Consider the following 15,122-nt stretch of genomic DNA (forward strand, 5'->3'; position numbering starts at 1 on the left):
TTCATCTGAGTTGAATGATTGATGCGGCCAGTGAAATGAAGGCCTTGAAGCTCTGGTCGGTCTTGCACGAGCGCATGGCGATGCCTCTGTTTTCCTTGAGCTTTCCGAAATGGTTTTCGATCAGATGCCGCCATTTGTAGGTTTCCTTGTCGAACTCGGCAGGAAAGCGGCGGTTGGATTTCGGCGGGATGACTGGTGTAATGCTCCGTTCGGACAGCGCGGTTCGGAGCCAATCGGCATCGAAGGCGCGATCCGCGAGCAGGTGATCTGCGGCGAGCGTGTCGATCAGCTCAGGCACGCCGCGCAGGTCATGCGCTTGCCCCGGCAACAGGCGGAAGTCGACAAGGTTGCCAAGCGCGTCGGTCAGGGCAACGATCTTAGTCGTCATGCCGCCGCGCGAGGCCCCTATGGCCTGGCTCTGAGTCCCCCTTTTGCGCCCTGGCCGGAGCGGTGGACCTTGACGATGGAGCCGTCGATCATCGCGTATTCGAAGTCGGCGTCCGCAGCCAAGGTTCTGAACATGTTGTAGAAAGCATCAGCTTTCACCCACCGCCGGAACCGCTTGAAGACAGAATTCCACTTCCCGAATTCGACGGGCAGTTCCCGCCATTGCGCACCGGTTCGCACAATCCACAACACAGCCTCTATGAACAGACGTGGATCGCGTCCGGTTTGGCCGGGATCTGTGGTCTTGCCAAGGCAGAAAGGTTCGATGACCGCCCATTGGGCGTCGGTCAAGACATGACGGGTCAAGGCTGCTCTCCTCTGTTTGCAACCTTGAATCAGAACTCACAACAAATAGGAACCCTGAACGTCAACAGCCCCTAGAGGTTCAAGAAAAATATTGATCCCGCACGGGCATGTGTTTTCGCAACTTACGTATGGACAACCCTTGGTGCCTAGGTCAGTTCAAAAACCTCTGACCTCAACCGCCCTTCATTGTCACCGTCTCGAGTTCAGGCTGCCTCGTAGTTTGTGAACGGCTCCGTGGTCCCCTCTCGATTGACCAAATGTACAACATAGGCCTCACGTTCCGATTCTGGCCCATGCCCTGGCGATCCGTAAGGCACACCGGGGACTTCAAGGCCAACAGCGTTTGGGCGCTCATCCAACAGACGGCGAATGTCGGCGACCGGGACGTGGCCTTCGATCATATAGCCGCCGAAGGTTAATGACTTTTCGTTTTCCATAGTGAGACCTCTTGCTCCAGATAACTTCGGAGATAGGGGTTCCAGCGGGTGGAAGATCAAGGGCTATAAGGGCCGATCTCATAATCGTCCCCCCTTTCACTCGGGGACGAGTTCTGCTATCTTTTCAAGAAGTGTGCCACGCTCAATCACACCGGGGATTATTTCGTCACCCAATACGAACGTCGGCGTTCCAGTTATACCCAAAGCTTCTGCGAAACGCAGAGAGTCAGCAATGTGATCACTCACTGAATCAGATTGCATATCTGTTTTCAAAATTTCGAGATCGAGCCCCACATCGCCTGCAATTTTCATAACGCTTGCTTCAACGGCTTGCGCGTTCAATGCCATCATTGCCTCGTGAAACTGCTGATATTTACCTTGATTTCTCGAGGCAAGTGACGCGCGCGCCGCAACTTCGGAACCGGGCCCTAGGATTGGGAATTCACGATAAATAATGCGGACATCCTTGCTTGCCTCCAGTACCGCTTTGACCTCAGGTGCCGCGCGGCGGCAATATCCGCAGTTATAATCAAAAAATTCGACTAGCGTGACGCTGCCATCCAAGTTCCCGAAGATCGGAGCATTCTGTTCGAAATCATCGCGCAACTCAGACAGGGCGTCAGTCTGCGCTTCGGCGAGCGCTACATTTTCACGTTCCTGAAGGATTGAAAGCGCTTCGATCAGAATTTCGGGTTTTTCCAAGATCGCTTCAAGTGCGAGACGCTTGATATCTGCTTCATTGAGCTCTTGTGCGGCCACAGTAGTAACAGGAAATGCTGCTAATACTGTTGCAAGAACAATTTTCGACAGGCCGCGTCGCGCTAATAACATCTTAAATCCTTCCTAGGATTGAGAGAGATCCGGGGTGATTGAGTTATCTTCCCTAGGAAATCTTCTGCTGAAAAGCTACCAAAACACGCTGATCTCGCCAAGGCAGTGTTCTAAGTTGCGGGGTATAGGATCACACGGGTGTCCAGCGGGACTTTATCATAAAATTGGACAATCTGATCGTTCACCAATCTGGCGCACCCGTTCGAGACTGCACGGCCGATAGTGGTTGGGTCATTTGTGCCATGCACACGCAAAAAGGTATCGCCACGACCCGGTTGAAAAAGGTAGAGGGCCCGCGCACCTAGAGGATTGCTCAGACCGCCAGGCATTCCATTTCGTAAGGGACCATATTTCTGAGGCTCACGACGCAACATGCCCGGGGTCGGTGTCCAGCTGGGCCATTCCTTCTTTGCCCCAACATAGAATTCGCCTGCCTCATAAAGACCCGGGCGACCGATCCCAACGGTATAGCGAATTGCAGTGTTGTCAGGTTGGGTCCAGAAGAGGGCAAACTGGCTTGGGAAAACATGAATTTCGTAGGGATCAGCGCCTCCTGGGATGCTTACTACTTGAGGCAAATACTCCGGCGGCAAATCATACTTTGGCAGCACTACATGAGCTGAAACGGGCTGACTGCACAAAGCACCGACAGCCCCGGTGGCAAGGAGAAATTTTCTTCGTTTCATGAAACTATGGCTTTCGAGTAGTGAACGTAGAATGAGCGCTGGTACACGAGATCAGACTTTAACAAGTCATGCGAAGTGCGGGATCAAAACAGCTTGACTTGTGTTCCTACTTCGGCCAAAGCGAACAATTCTTTGATATGTTCGTTATAAAGACCAATGCACCCATTTGATGATCGGCGGCCAATCTTCCGCGTATCTCCTGTCCCGTGGACGCGATAATACTGCCATGACAGGTAGAGAGCGTGCGTGCCCAAAGGATTATCAGGACCAGGTGGAAAGTAGTCGGGCCATTCAGGATTGCGGATTTTCATTGAAGGAGTTGGGCGCCAGCTTGGTCCCTCCACTTTTTTGATCACGCTAGTGTACCCGCGTTTGGTAAGATCTTCGGACTCAGGCACACTGGAAGGATAAAGCTTATAAACGCTTTGGTCTTCGGACCAATACTGCACCGCTCGGGAATCTATATCGCAGAGTATTACCCCATGTTTCAGGTTGTCGAAGTGATCCTCCCAATTCGCGACAGCAAAACCGGACGAGTTCCTACGTACAACCGGTGATGCTAGCGGAGGCGTGTTTTGGGCAAATGCGGTGCCCGCTTTCAGAGTGAGGCCGCTCGCCGCTGCTCCAAGCAGGATACTGCGCCGCGAGATAGCCGCATCTTTTACAAACTTCATTCCACTACCCTCAAACTAAACTTTTCCGGTTCATACAACCTTCACCCACTGGAGGTTCAACCAATTTAATATCACAAAAATGTGAGGTCAGTAATTTTGAGATTTTCGACAGGCGAGTGATAGCGTCTGAGATTCTCCCCGAAATTCGGACACTGGCGTAAGCTGCGATTTGTAGTCTGCTGATCTTCAACACGAAGGAGATCTGACATGTCGAAACGGAAGCAGCATCGCCCAGAATTTAAGACCAAGGTCGCATTAGAGGCGCTGAATGGCGAAGAGACGGTCAGCGAGTTGACCAGTCGATTTGGGGTTCACTCAACGATGCCCCCTCAATGGAAATTATATGCCTGCCCGGGTCGCTTCTGAGTGGAAATCAACAGCCTCGGCAGGAAATGGATGCCGCCCTGCAATTTCCCGGCGTATCGAACGCCTGGACGATGCCGATCCGGCCGCGCATCGACATGCTGTCCACCGGCATCCGCACGCCTGTGGGGATCAAGGTCTTCGGCACCAGCCTGACCGAGATGGAAAAGGTCGCCCGTGAGGTCGAAGCCGTGGTACGAACGGTGCCCGGAACGACCAGCGCCTATGCCGAACGGGTGATCGGCGGCTATTACTTCGACATCACCCCGGACCGTACAGCGCTTGGCCGCTACGGTCTGTCGGTGCAGGATGTGCAAGAGGTAATCGGCATGGCGTTGGGGGCCAAGGCCATCACGCAGACCGTCGAGGGGCGCGAGCGCTACGACGTCGCAATGCGCTATCCGGCGACACTGAGGTCTGATCCGGAGGCGATTGGACGCGAGGTTCAGGTTGCACTGCCGGGCGGTGGCACCATTCCGCTGGGGGACGTGGCCACTATTGAACGCACCTGCGGAGCTACGTCGATCCGCACCGAGAACGGACAGCTTGCCGTATATATCTTTGTCGATATCGTCGGACGCGATCTTGGCGGCTATGTGGCCGAAGCTCAGGCGGCGGTCGCGGCCTCCGTCACTCTGCCACCCGGCTATTCTTTGGGCTGGAGCGGTCAGTTCGAATACCTTGAACGCGCGAAACAGCGGCTGGCCGCTGTTGTGCCGCTGACGCTGGCGCTGATCTTTCTGCTACTTTACCTAAACTTCTGCCGCCTGACGGAAACCTTGATCGTGATGCTGTCGCTGCCTTTCGCTCTGGTCGGTGGCATTTGGCTCATGTGGTTCATGGGCTTCAACATGTCGGTTGCGGTGGCCGTCGGGTTTATCGCGCTGGCCGGGGTGGCGGCTGAAACCGGAGTGATCATGTTGATCTATCTCGATCAGGCGTTGAATGAAGCGCGTGCCCGCGCGGGCGACAGGGACCTGACCCGCGACGAGCTCTACGCCGCGATCATGGTGGGTGCAGTAGACCGCGTGCGCCCCAAGATGATGACAGTTGTCGCAATCATGGCCGGCCTGATGCCGATCCTTTGGGCGCATGGCACCGGGTCCGAGATCATGCAGCGCATCGCAGTGCCCATGATCGGGGGAATGGTGTCGTCAACCTTGCTGACCCTGATCGTCATTCCGGCGGTTTATGCCATCATCAAAGGGTGGAGCCTGAAGCAAGCCGGTACAGTGCCTGATTTGGCCCTCGGGTGGGCCGCAGAATAAGGGCAACGGCGTCAAGCAAGCAATAGGATATTGAGATGTATGCTCGAAACCTATGGAGTCACCGCGACTTCGACCATGCGGATTGTAGTGTCCCCATCCCCGCCGCCGGTCGGCTGCGTCCAGGCCACAAACGTACCGGCGTCTCCGCGCGCCATTCGGGGAAAACCGATCGATCCGCCGCCCCGATTGATATGGAGCGCCTGAGGCGCTGCGCATCCGGTACTTCGCGATATGTGGCACATGACGATCGCTTCACCGCCTCCCACATATTCAATCCAGAGCGCCAATGCGCTTCCATCCGGCATTTGCAGAACATCCACCCGTCCCGCGGCTGTGCCGAGGTCAATGCGGAGCGGTTCGTCAAACTGCGCACCGCCATCGTCCGAAAACGCGATATAAACCTCCGGTTTATTCCCAGCTGCAGTGAACCAGATAACGGACACCTTGTCGTCCATCGTATCAACGGCTGGGCCATTTACGGGGCAGCCGGCAATTTCCCATCCGTCGTCGTGAACAGTGAGGGGTTGCGTCCAGTCCCCTCCGGTAGATCGAACAATCGAAATGTCGCGGATTTCATCGGCGGTTCGATCACGATAGACCACCACGATATCGCCCGAAGCGGTCCGCGCTGCGGACGTCTGACAACAAGTACAAGCGCGCGCGTCCAACAGGCTTTCTGGCTTCATCGTTCCATCAGAGTTGATCTGTCGTGCGCGCAGCTGCATCGCATTCTCGAAGTTTTCGCCTTCTGTTTGACTGTCATACTCCCGGCCATCCAGCCACAGCGCCGTCAACCCGCCAAACTGATCGGGAACCAACGAAACAAAACCGTGCTCGCGTTGTGATCTGTCATCATGGGGAACAAGCGGTTCCGTCCAGCTTCTGCCTTCATCTTCAGAAAAAGCGATATTGACGTCATATTGGTAATCACCCTCCCCATTCAGTTTAAGCCATTGTGCCGCCAGGCCGCCATCAGCCAGCACCGCTACCGATGGAAAATCGGCCCAGTTGATGTAAATCTTTGACGATTTATGAATTGTGCGAGCGTCCGACCACTCACTGCCATCGAGGATGGCCATGCGAACTTCAGATTCGGCTCCTTTTTCTTCTGTCCAGCTCAATATGATCCGGCCATCCGGCAAGGTTGCAAGTGATGGTTCACGGGCGCCGATGCCGACCGGTGCTGCGCGGTCGGTCAATCTAAAGAGGCCGGTTTCCTCGGCATGAGTTGCGGTGGAAGATCCGAAAAATGCAGCAAGGATCAGGATCGATGCAGCGAGACACTTACTCATCTAGAGAATTTTCCCCAACAGTTGTCGCCATGTCGCAGCGAACAGAATGGTAGTTACCCGCGAACCAATTCCACCCTTTTGACCGTCGAAACGGCTCAATATATCCCGTTGGCACGCTGCAATGCACGAATGTAAGACACGATATCGAGAATATCTGATCGCGTCACGCCTTCAACCGCTGGCTTGTTACCAAATTTCCAATGATGCGCCCGAACTCCATTTTGAGCCGCGAGGACAAACGCCATGTCGCCGTGATGGCTCGGCTCATAGATCTTGTGTACGAGCGGTGGAGCGACGCCATCCTGACCCTGTCCATTCAGGCCGTGGCAGGCGGCACAGACCGCATCATAAGCACTTGCGCCAATTTGCTCCTGCTCGGTCAAGCTGCTTGGCAGCTTGACAGTTGCAAGCGCACCTGCAGGGAGCACCCTGCGCTCCTCCGTCCGGGTGCCCGTTTGGGAGTCTGTTTGCTGCTTGAAATACCATCCCGCCGCAGCAATGGCGACCAGAGCAAAAAATATCGCGGCCCATCTCATTCTATCGGACTCCTTCATGATGTTGCGATCGCCCCCTGTCTCTTCACAGACAAAGCCGGGTATCTCAGTGTAGCTTCCTCGAATTCGCGGACCTTTTCCGGCTTGTGATCGTCTGCCCGAGCTTTCCCCGATCGCTGAATCGATCCAGTGAAAAAGGTCGTGATTTCCTGGTACCGGATCCGCGTGTCTTCCAGCGTCTGATAGTAATTGAAGAGCTCTTTCAGCGGTGCCGAGAAGTCCTTGTGTGCTGCCAGGACGGCCACCAGCGCGCCGAGTGTAATGCGACCTTCGATGACGAAGTATCCGCCTAGAGAATAGAACAAGAACGGTGTTAGCGCGGTCAGAAAATTGTTGAGGGCCTTGATGAAGAACTTCAGACGGAAAATCTTCCTGCGCACGTGCTCAAGCTCTCTAAAACTTGCACTCACTGGCAGCAGCCCGGCCGAATTGACCTGTCGTTCGCGCAATTGATCGCTGAGCTGCCTGCCAAGTTGTCGGACTTCCTTGATCCTGGTGCGCGAAAGCGCGTTGACCCGGCGTTGCAGCTTGGGAAGCAGCACAAGCTGAATCGGCAGTACGGTCAGTGCTGCGGCACCCAAGACAGGGTCCTGAACGAACATGAAAAACAGGATCGTCAAAAGCGTACCGCCTTGCAGGATTGGCAGCGTAAGGACGTCCGCCGCGAAGCCACCGATGGGCTCGACTTCCTGTGCGAGAATAGGGACGATCTCGCTTTGGTTTCCGGAGTCTGCATCGCTGCGCCATTGCCGATAGACCAGCAGGCGGAAGCGCCGCAGAAAACGCTCCGCGACATACCCTTTGAAGACGTTTAGGCCATATTTGTTTAACCCATTCAGGATGATCGCCAGAAGATAGAGACCGCAAAGAAGTATGAGGAAAACGACCTGGTCGAGGTCTCGTCCCAGAACGACAATCGGGAAACGGTCGGAATCCAGAGCGTTGTTCACGATCTGTTTTGGCAGTTCCAGGGTCAGATAGAGAATAGGCATCGCGATGAGGCTAACCATGATCATCAACGCTTGCTGCCTTCTTGAATAGCGCAAGACGGTGCTGAAAAGACTTCCTTCGAGCCCTCGTATGGGCTCTGGGTGGATCGCAGGCGTGCAGCGGTACTTCCAAAGCTTCAGAATGCCGCGAATAGCAAGATATGAGCCAACGGTGATCAGCAGCGCGGGGGCCAAGACCAGTATGAGATGAATGAACGGATGAACCCAGTCTGGCGTGGCATCGTTGTAGTCGTACCCAAAGGCGGCAGCTACGTCGTGTACAAGCAGGTGATACCTGTCCAAGAGTGACATTGAAAAGTCTAGCCCTTGGATTTCGGCGCAAGGTGATCGTGCACGATGATGACGCCCCACATGCCCGCTTCCCGGTGGCCGGGGATCAAGCATACGAACTCCAGGTTGGTCATATGTAAGCGCCAGCTGGGCCCCACGGGCTTTTCAGCTTGACGGCTGGAAGTTCCAAGGGAGGAGTTCGTCGATCCGGTTTTCCGGATGGCCGTCGGCAATGGCCTCGAGTGTGGCCTTGAGATAGGCGAAGGGCTCGACGCCGTTTATCTTGGCGGTTTCGATCAGGGACGCGATGCGGCCCCAGGCCTTGCCGCCCTTGTCGTGACCGGCGAACAACGCATTTTTCCTGTTCAAAGCGATCGGGCGGATCAGGTTTTCGACGCCGTTGGAGTCGATCTCGACGCGGCCGTCACGGAGAAAGGTCTGCAGGCCCTCCCAGTGGCGATGGATATAGGCCAGCTTCTCGCCGAGGCGGGACTTGGCCGAGACCCGAAGCCGCTGTTCCTGTAGCCAGTCGCCGAACGCCGCGACCAGCGGGGCCGTTCGTGCCTGTCGGGCCGAGAGGCGTTGCCCGGGAGCGCAGCCGCGGATGTCGGCCTCGACCTTGTAGATCTCGGCGACGCGGCGCAGACCCTCGGCGGCGATCTCGGAGCCATCGCGGTCGAAGACCTCCTTCAGCTTGCGCCGGGCATGCGCCCAACAATGGGCCACGCGGATCGGGTCGCCGCCCTTGCGGGAGGGGCGTGTCAGGCGGTTGTAGCCTGTATATCCGTCGAGCTGGAGGATCCCGTCGAAGCCGCGCAGGAAGGTTTCCGCGTTCTGCCCGCCCCGACCCGGGGCGTAAAAGAACACCACGCCGGGCGGGTCAGCGCCGCCCCAGTTGCGGTCGTCACGGGCCAGTGCCCAGAGATAGCCGGTCTTGGTCCGTCCCCGCCCCGGATCCAGCACCGGCGCCGTGGTCTCGTCCATGAACAGCTTGGTGGACGCCTTCAGGTGCTCGGCCAGCCGATCAACGACGGGCCGCAGGTGGAACGCGGCGACACCCACCCAATCGGCCAGGGTGCCGCGGTCGATGGTGACACCCGACCGGGCGAGCATCTGGCTCTGGCGGTATAATGGCAGGTGGTCGGCATATTTGCTGACCAGCACGTGGGCGATGGCGCCCTCGGTCGGAAGGCCACCCTCGATCAGGGCCGCCGGGGCCGGAGCCTGTTTCACACCATCGGTGCAGGCGCGGCAGGCATACTTGGGACGCACGGTCACGATCACGCGCAGTTGCGCCGGCACGATGTCCAGCCGCTCGGTGCGGTCTTCGCCGATCTTGTGCATTTGCCCGCAGCCGCACGGGCAGACGAGGCTCTCGGGCTCGACGACCTGCTCGATCCGCGGCAGGTTCGTGGGCAGGTTGCCACGGTTGCGCCTGGCCACCCGTTTGCGTTTCGGCGTGTCATCGCCGGGCGCTTGATCCTGTTTCTGTTCCTCGGCCTCGGAGATTGCAACGTTGAGGTCCTCGAACGCCAATTGCCGGTCGTCCTCGTCGAGCTTCTCGGACGTCTTGCCATGCACGACATGGTTCAGTTCGGCCACCAGGTGCTCGAGACGCTTGACGACCTCTTTCAGGCTGACCGTCTCGTGCAACAGCGCGGCGACTGCATCGCGTTGGTCCTCGGGGATGGCCGAAAGGTCGATATGAGGCAGAGCCGACATGCCCCGAACATACCCCGAACCGGCTGGAAATGCGCGCCAAATCAGTCGCCTGATTCATTCTGCCGCAGCCGGCCGGCGTGCCTCCAGCGCCTTCACCCGGCGCCAGTCCAGGCCAGAGAAAAGGGCTTCGAACTGCGCCCGGTTCAACGTCATGAGGCCGTCCTTGATCGCAGGCCAGGTGAACGTTGTCTCCTCCAGGCGCTTGTAGGCCATCACCAAACCGGTCCCATCCCAGAACAGGATCTTCAACCGGTCGGCCCGCTTCGCGCGGAACACGAACACCGTGCCCGTGAACGGATCCTCCCGCAAAACCGACTGCACCAGAGCGGCCAGCCCGTCATGGCCCTTACGGAAGTCCACCGGCTGCGTCGCCACCAGGATGCGCACCCTGTGCGTCGGCATGATCATGTCCGTCATCCCACCGCCCGCACGATCTCGGCAATCCGTGCCGCCGAAGTGCCCGCGTCCAGACGGATCGATACCTCGCCAACCGCGATCTCGATCAAAGGCGCGCCCGCGGTCGATGTGGCCTCGGGCGGCGCGTCGGGATGCCCATCATCGCACAGCATCAGCGGCGCGAACCCGGGTGGCCCTTCCGCCGCCGGAAGAACCAGCTTGCCGTCCTTCGCAAGACGCCGCCATTCCGAAAGCCGGTTCGCGCGCAGCCCATGGCGCGCGGCAACACCGCGAACCGTCGCTCCCGGCTCAAGCGTCTCCGCCACGATTTGCGCCTTGAGCGCGTCAGGCCACCGCCGCCGACCCACAGCGGAGCTATCCACTCCACCCGACCGGAAAAACTCCAGCATATCCTCCACGGAGAAACTCCTTCCCTGTTCCAAGACAGGGACGGACTCACAGAAATCATGGATCAGAAGAAGGTGGGGTCCAGATCGCGCTTACGGTCATATCGAAGAACTCCCAGATCAACTCGGCATTTTGTCCACTAGGGATCGAAACTGAATTGGCGTTGTCATGTTGCATATCGGGATGTTCGCGCATCCACTGCTGGTGTTCTGCAACCTCGTTAAAGGAGCCGAGAAAAAACTCGTGATCCAGTCCGCCCAGATTGCTGATCAAAAAGCGGATAACTGAACCGCTCTCGATGTGGAGTGCGTCCGGCTCGAAAAGCATGTAGCCGCTTTCTGTCTCCCTGATGGACAATTCAATCGTCGTGTCGATTGAGGAGCCATCACCGGGTTTCCCGATCGGATCATGGCCAGGCACTTCGAAGGCTCGGGCGTGAGGCTGCTGGCCCTTGCCACTGGAAGCGCCCACTGAAAAAGCCGGAAGGACGAGCGCAAGGGCGATGGTGCAGGTTCTCAGGAAATTCGTCATGCTCGGCTACCTCCGTAGCGCTTGATTTTATGGGATCTTCTTGTTGGGCCAAGCGATCAAGGCGATGGGGCCGGAGTGTTTACCCCCGACCCCATTGTTTGTAGTTACTTCATCTGCGTGACGGTCAGTTTACCCTTGACCCGGTCAGCGACGAATTCGATGCCCTGACCTTCCGCCATCTTGGCCATCATTGCTTCGTCGGCGCGAAACACCATGGTCATCGCGGGCATATCGAGGTTGACCAGAGGGCCGTGGATGATTGTGACCTTGCCGGCCTTGGCGTCGATTTTCTTGATGGTCCCGCTCGTGTATTCCACGTCAGCTTGGGCCATCTGGTCACCGACTGCGACCTCACGGTGCATGCCGGATTCGTAGTGGCCAGGGATCAGGCACGCCGCTTCGAACGTACCAGAATTCGCGAAAGTCCAGACAACCTCACCCGACGCGCCCGCATCGAGACGGATACGGTTCGGATCGTCGTGTTCCATATCCATCTTGGCCATTTCGATCTTGTGCTCGGCATTCCGCTCTACCGTGTCGAGGACGAATTCATGCTCCAGCTCACCCTTGTTGGTGATGTTGAAGCGGATGGTTTCGCCCTCCTTGATATTCATCGGCTCACTCTCGATCAGCATCTGGCCCTCATCGTTTTCGAGCAAAGTGACGTCGATTGTGCGGTCCACCTTGGCGGCGTCACCAGGGACACCGATGTCCATCTGCGGTGCCGCCGTTTCAGCTTTGCTGGTATGCCCGGGAGATGCATAAGCGCCCGTGGCAAGTGTGAGAGTGATGGCCGTGCTGAGAAGTATCTTTTGCATTTTATTGTCCTGTAGGTTGGTTCGGTTGGGGATGACGAAGGGCCGCTCAGCCCTTCGAGGTTGGTTTCGGTGTGAGAATGGTCTTGGGGCTGTTGTTGGAGGCAAATTCGGGTAATTCGCCGGTCCATTCGTAGGCCATCTCGCCCGGAGGATTCTCGTACCAGCCGGGATCGGAGTAATCGTCCGCGTCGATGCCGTCCCGCACCTTCACGACCGAAAACATGCCGCCCATCTCGATGGGTCCGTACGGGCCCCAACCCGTCATCATCGGGATGGTATTGTCGGGTAGCGGCATTTCCATTTTTGCCATGTCCCCCATGCCGGACATGCCCATCGGCATGTATTCCGGCTGGAATTGACGGATCTTCTGGGTCAGCGGCTTCTTGTTCACCCCGATGAACGTCGGCACGTCATGGCCCATGGCGTTCATCGTATGGTGCGATTTGTGGCAATGGATCGCCCAATCTCCCAGATGATCGGCGACGAATTCGTAGGCGCGCATCGCACCTACGGGAATGTCGATGCTGACCTCCGGCCACTGTGCTTCAGGCGGCACCCAGCCGCCATCCGTGCAGGTGACCTTGAAGTCATAGCCGTGCATATGGATCGGGTGGTTCGTCATCGTAAGGTTCCCAACCCGTACTCGCACCCGGTCGCCCTTGTTCACGACCAGCGGATCGATGTCGGGGAAGATCCGGCTGTTCCAGGTCCAAAGGTTGAAATCCGTCATCGTCATGATGCGGGGTACATAGGTACCCGGATCGATGTCGAAGGCATTCAGCATGATCAGGAAATCACGATCCACCGGCATGAATGTGGGATCCTTGGGGTGGACCACGAACATGCCCATCATCCCCATCGCCATCTGGGTCATTTCATCGCCGTGGGGGTGGTACATGAACGTTCCGGACTTCACCAAGTCGAATTCGTAGACGAAGGTTTTGCCCGGCGGGATGCTTGGATGGCTCAACCCGGAGACCCCATCCATGCCTGAGGGAAGAATGAGCCCGTGCCAGTGCACCGTTGTGCCTTCCGGCAGCTTATTGGTGACGTAGATGCGCACCCGGTCGCCTTCGACTGCTTCGATCGTCGGGCCGGTGGATTGGCCGTTGTAGCCCCACAAATGCGCGATCATGCCGTCGGCAAGCTCGCGTTCTACCGGTTCGGCCACGAGGTGAAATTCTTTCACCCCGTTGTTCATCCGGTGCGGCAGGGTCCACCCGTTCAATGTGACCACAGGTGTGTAGTCCGGCCCGGTACTAGGACGCGCCGTGATCGCCGTTGCTGCGCTATCCATTTGGGCAGCTTCGGGCAGGCCCATGTTCAGGGTTTGACCCCAGGCTTTCGAAGAGACCAGCGTTGCACCTGCCGCGCCGGCTCCGAGTAATTGACGTCTATTTAGCATGTCAGTTCCTTTCAGTGTCCTGCGCCGCCACCGGCGGCAAGTGTCGCGCCTTCTCCACCAGCACCGCCACCGCCTTCGCCGCCGCCATAGATCGCAGCGGTCAGATCAGCCTGTGCCATGTAGAATTCGCGTTTTGCGTTTGCCGCTTCCAGTGATGCGCCCAGTTTCTCGCGCACGTCTGTCAGCAGCTCGAAAGTGTTGGTGATCATGCCGTTATAAGACAGCAGCCCCTCTTCTTCGACGGTCGTGCGTAGCGGCACCAGAACGTCGCGATAGTGGCGGGCGATCTTATACGCGGCGTGATAGGAGGCTTCAGCACCACGCGCTTCGGACCGGACGTTGACGGCTCTTTCTGCCAGCACGTTGGCTGCTTGCAGGTACGACAATTCCGCCTTGCGCATCCGTGCCTTCCCGGTGTCGTAGATCGGGATTGCGAACTCCACCTCCACCTGAGGGGTGGTCACGGTCTCCGTTTCTCGGTCCTCAATTTCCCGCTCCGCTTCGAACCCGGCAATGAATTCGAGATCGCTGATAATGCGAGTCTGATCAGTCAGACCAAAAGCCTTGGCCTGTGCTTCCAGGCCAAGTTTGGCAACGCGCAGATCAACCCGATTTCGCAATGCTTTCGCTTCGATGTCAGTCACACGGCCGACGGAACGCGGCAGCGCAGGAAGGGCATCGGGCACATAATAGTCGACTTCGGTGCCCCACAGCCCCATGAGCCTGGTCAGCTGCTCTTTGGACCGGGTAGCATTCAAGCGTGCCTGGGCAAGTTGTCCGGCGAGTTCGGCATTGAATGCCTGTTCACGGGCCTGCCCGGCTGTGTTAAGCGCGCCGGTCTCGCCCAGTCTCATCGCTAATTCCGATCCGGCGTCAGACGTCGCTTTCGCACGGCGGAGATAACTCACAGCCTCGAAGGCGGCTACGGCATCGACCCATGCCTTCCGCGTCTGATTGGCCAGTGCGAGTGTGTCGTTCACGGCGCTCAGTTGAGCCTGCCGGAAGTTTGCGTCTGCAATGGCCGTACGCTGCTTGCGAGTGGTGGCACCGAGCACGTTCGACCGGATCAGTCCCTCGATCGCCCTGTAGGCACCCAGTTCGGGCGCACCGATGCCCAGTATACCAATCGACACGATCGGGTTTTCCGGCGTCGATTGCTGCCAGGCCTCTGCGGCCGATAGGCCAACGTTCGCATAGGACGCCTGCAACCCTTTGTTGTTCAGAAGCGCGACCTGAACGGCGGTGTCCGCCGAAATGGTCTTGCGGTGCACCATTGCGTGCACCTGCTTCTTCAAGGCCTCGTTTTCGGCCTGGGTTTCGGCGAAGGCTGTCCGTTTGCCGATGGCTGGTGTGACCTGGCTGGAAATATTGGCGAAGCCAGCTTTTGGTTCCGTGTAGATGCCTGGTACAGCTGTAGCACAGGCACCTAAGATTAGCGGAAAGCCGAAAACCAGCGGAAACTTCGATACCCGCATCAGTTGCCCTCCGTCTGTTCTTGATTGACGGAACGCCAGTCGCGGGGACCTGTGGGGCCGCGGTAGGTGTAGCCCGCCAAGGGGTCCTGATAGCTGATCGGCGATGAAACTGCCGTGTTGACGACGGCCTGTTGGGTCGCGACGGACGGCAACGGGGTGGGCTCATAGGCGCATGCGCCAAGCCCGAGGGCCGAAGCCCCCATAAGTAGATGAATTTTCATGAAAGTAA

At 57.7% G+C, this 15,122-nt stretch carries 17 protein-coding genes and 1 pseudogene; 2 read left to right on the forward strand and 16 right to left on the reverse strand.

Annotation, left to right across the window (positions count from 1 at the left end):
- Position 1 precedes the first annotated feature (1 nt).
- The 5 genes and pseudogenes from GC127_RS03070 to GC127_RS03090 form a co-directional block, all read right to left on the reverse strand.
- Positions 2–753 (reverse strand): IS5 family transposase gene (locus tag GC127_RS03070; RefSeq protein ID WP_199861167.1). Its coding sequence is split into 2 segments (ribosomal slippage): positions 2–423 and positions 423–753, totalling 753 coding nucleotides; the frame shifts between segments, so codons are not numbered across the junction.
- Between the two features lie 203 nt (positions 754–956).
- Positions 957–1,160: pseudogene (locus GC127_RS03075) on the reverse strand (DUF411 domain-containing protein); the annotation flags it as partial.
- Positions 1,161–1,286: 126 nt separating this feature from the next.
- Positions 1,287–2,021, reverse strand: coding sequence for a DsbA family protein (locus GC127_RS03080; protein ID WP_254699974.1), 735 nt, complete (start codon positions 2,019–2,021; stop codon positions 1,287–1,289).
- Between the two features lie 110 nt (positions 2,022–2,131).
- Positions 2,132–2,707 (reverse strand): L,D-transpeptidase, encoded by a 576-nt coding sequence (locus GC127_RS03085; protein WP_151976382.1) that lies wholly within the window; start codon positions 2,705–2,707, stop codon positions 2,132–2,134.
- Between the two features lie 83 nt (positions 2,708–2,790).
- Complete coding sequence (locus GC127_RS03090; RefSeq protein WP_151976384.1) at positions 2,791–3,381, reverse strand: L,D-transpeptidase; 591 nt, start codon at positions 3,379–3,381, stop codon at positions 2,791–2,793.
- A gap of 207 nt (positions 3,382–3,588) precedes the next feature.
- On the opposite strand from GC127_RS03090, the gene GC127_RS22710 reads away from it, so the two are divergent.
- Positions 3,589–3,747, forward strand: a complete 159-nt coding sequence (locus GC127_RS22710) for a transposase (protein WP_199861189.1) — start codon at positions 3,589–3,591, stop codon at positions 3,745–3,747.
- Between the two features lie 26 nt (positions 3,748–3,773).
- Positions 3,774–5,012, forward strand: a complete 1,239-nt coding sequence (locus GC127_RS03095; RefSeq protein WP_254699975.1) for an efflux RND transporter permease subunit — start codon at positions 3,774–3,776, stop codon at positions 5,010–5,012.
- 50 nt (positions 5,013–5,062) lie between these two features.
- Here GC127_RS03095 and GC127_RS03100 read toward each other — a convergent pair whose 3' ends face one another.
- The 11 genes from GC127_RS03100 to GC127_RS03155 form a co-directional block, all read right to left on the reverse strand.
- Complete coding sequence (locus GC127_RS03100) at positions 5,063–6,304, reverse strand: sialidase family protein (protein ID WP_254699976.1); 1,242 nt, start codon at positions 6,302–6,304, stop codon at positions 5,063–5,065.
- A gap of 95 nt (positions 6,305–6,399) precedes the next feature.
- Positions 6,400–6,840 carry a cytochrome c gene (locus GC127_RS03105; RefSeq protein WP_254699977.1) on the reverse strand — a complete coding sequence of 147 codons (441 nt, stop codon included), beginning with the start codon at positions 6,838–6,840 and terminating at the stop codon, positions 6,400–6,402.
- A gap of 14 nt (positions 6,841–6,854) precedes the next feature.
- Positions 6,855–8,252 carry an ABC transporter transmembrane domain-containing protein gene (locus GC127_RS03110; RefSeq protein WP_254699978.1) on the reverse strand — a complete coding sequence of 466 codons (1,398 nt, stop codon included), beginning with the start codon at positions 8,250–8,252 and terminating at the stop codon, positions 6,855–6,857.
- A gap of 51 nt (positions 8,253–8,303) precedes the next feature.
- Positions 8,304–9,860 (reverse strand): IS66 family transposase, encoded by a 1,557-nt coding sequence (locus GC127_RS03120; RefSeq protein ID WP_151976391.1) that lies wholly within the window; start codon positions 9,858–9,860, stop codon positions 8,304–8,306.
- 54 nt (positions 9,861–9,914) lie between these two features.
- The gene (gene tnpB, locus GC127_RS03125) at positions 9,915–10,268 is read right to left on the reverse strand and encodes an IS66 family insertion sequence element accessory protein TnpB (protein WP_151976606.1); all 354 of its coding nucleotides are present in this window, start codon (positions 10,266–10,268) and stop codon (positions 9,915–9,917) included.
- A 5-nt stretch (positions 10,269–10,273) separates the two neighbouring features.
- Positions 10,274–10,666, reverse strand: coding sequence for a transposase (locus GC127_RS03130; RefSeq protein WP_151976608.1), 393 nt, complete (start codon positions 10,664–10,666; stop codon positions 10,274–10,276).
- Between the two features lie 55 nt (positions 10,667–10,721).
- The gene (locus tag GC127_RS03135) at positions 10,722–11,195 is read right to left on the reverse strand and encodes a copper oxidase (protein WP_151976393.1); all 474 of its coding nucleotides are present in this window, start codon (positions 11,193–11,195) and stop codon (positions 10,722–10,724) included.
- A gap of 104 nt (positions 11,196–11,299) precedes the next feature.
- Entirely contained in the window at positions 11,300–12,013 is a 714-nt protein-coding gene (locus GC127_RS03140; protein WP_008282872.1) for a copper-binding protein, read from the reverse strand.
- Positions 12,014–12,059: 46 nt separating this feature from the next.
- Positions 12,060–13,418, reverse strand: a complete 1,359-nt coding sequence (locus GC127_RS03145) for a multicopper oxidase family protein (RefSeq protein ID WP_151976395.1) — start codon at positions 13,416–13,418, stop codon at positions 12,060–12,062.
- An 11-nt stretch (positions 13,419–13,429) separates the two neighbouring features.
- The gene (locus GC127_RS03150; RefSeq protein WP_151976397.1) at positions 13,430–14,893 is read right to left on the reverse strand and encodes a TolC family protein; all 1,464 of its coding nucleotides are present in this window, start codon (positions 14,891–14,893) and stop codon (positions 13,430–13,432) included.
- Entirely contained in the window at positions 14,893–15,114 is a 222-nt protein-coding gene (locus GC127_RS03155) for a hypothetical protein (RefSeq protein WP_226892491.1), read from the reverse strand. The genes GC127_RS03150 and GC127_RS03155 overlap by 1 nt, the downstream gene beginning before the upstream one ends.
- Between the last annotated feature and the right edge of the window lie 8 nt (positions 15,115–15,122).

The organism is Roseovarius sp. EC-HK134 (assembly GCF_902498815.1).
In the GTDB taxonomy this organism is placed as follows: Bacteria; Pseudomonadota; Alphaproteobacteria; order Rhodobacterales; family Rhodobacteraceae; genus Roseovarius; species Roseovarius mucosus_A.

Excerpts from the sequence above, each read along its gene's own strand:
- GC127_RS03080 (WP_254699974.1), bottom strand. The coding sequence starts at position 2,021 with ATGTTATTAGCGCGACGCGGCCTGTCGAAAATTGTTCTTGCAACAGTA.
- GC127_RS03085 (WP_151976382.1), bottom strand. The coding sequence starts at position 2,707 with ATGAAACGAAGAAAATTTCTCCTTGCCACCGGGGCTGTCGGTGCTTTG.
- GC127_RS03090 (WP_151976384.1), bottom strand. The coding sequence starts at position 3,381 with ATGAAGTTTGTAAAAGATGCGGCTATCTCGCGGCGCAGTATCCTGCTT.
- GC127_RS22710 (WP_199861189.1), top strand. The coding sequence starts at position 3,589 with ATGTCGAAACGGAAGCAGCATCGCCCAGAATTTAAGACCAAGGTCGCA.
- GC127_RS03095 (WP_254699975.1), top strand. The coding sequence starts at position 3,774 with ATGGATGCCGCCCTGCAATTTCCCGGCGTATCGAACGCCTGGACGATG.
- GC127_RS03100 (WP_254699976.1), bottom strand. The coding sequence starts at position 6,304 with ATGAGTAAGTGTCTCGCTGCATCGATCCTGATCCTTGCTGCATTTTTC.
- GC127_RS03105 (WP_254699977.1), bottom strand. The coding sequence starts at position 6,840 with ATGAGATGGGCCGCGATATTTTTTGCTCTGGTCGCCATTGCTGCGGCG.
- GC127_RS03110 (WP_254699978.1), bottom strand. The coding sequence starts at position 8,252 with ATGCTTGATCCCCGGCCACCGGGAAGCGGGCATGTGGGGCGTCATCAT.
- GC127_RS03120 (WP_151976391.1), bottom strand. The coding sequence starts at position 9,860 with ATGTCGGCTCTGCCTCATATCGACCTTTCGGCCATCCCCGAGGACCAA.
- tnpB (WP_151976606.1), bottom strand. The coding sequence starts at position 10,268 with ATGATCATGCCGACGCACAGGGTGCGCATCCTGGTGGCGACGCAGCCG.
- GC127_RS03130 (WP_151976608.1), bottom strand. The coding sequence starts at position 10,666 with ATGCTGGAGTTTTTCCGGTCGGGTGGAGTGGATAGCTCCGCTGTGGGT.
- GC127_RS03135 (WP_151976393.1), bottom strand. The coding sequence starts at position 11,195 with ATGACGAATTTCCTGAGAACCTGCACCATCGCCCTTGCGCTCGTCCTT.
- GC127_RS03140 (WP_008282872.1), bottom strand. The coding sequence starts at position 12,013 with ATGCAAAAGATACTTCTCAGCACGGCCATCACTCTCACACTTGCCACG.
- GC127_RS03145 (WP_151976395.1), bottom strand. The coding sequence starts at position 13,418 with ATGCTAAATAGACGTCAATTACTCGGAGCCGGCGCGGCAGGTGCAACG.
- GC127_RS03150 (WP_151976397.1), bottom strand. The coding sequence starts at position 14,893 with ATGCGGGTATCGAAGTTTCCGCTGGTTTTCGGCTTTCCGCTAATCTTA.
- GC127_RS03155 (WP_226892491.1), bottom strand. The coding sequence starts at position 15,114 with ATGAAAATTCATCTACTTATGGGGGCTTCGGCCCTCGGGCTTGGCGCA.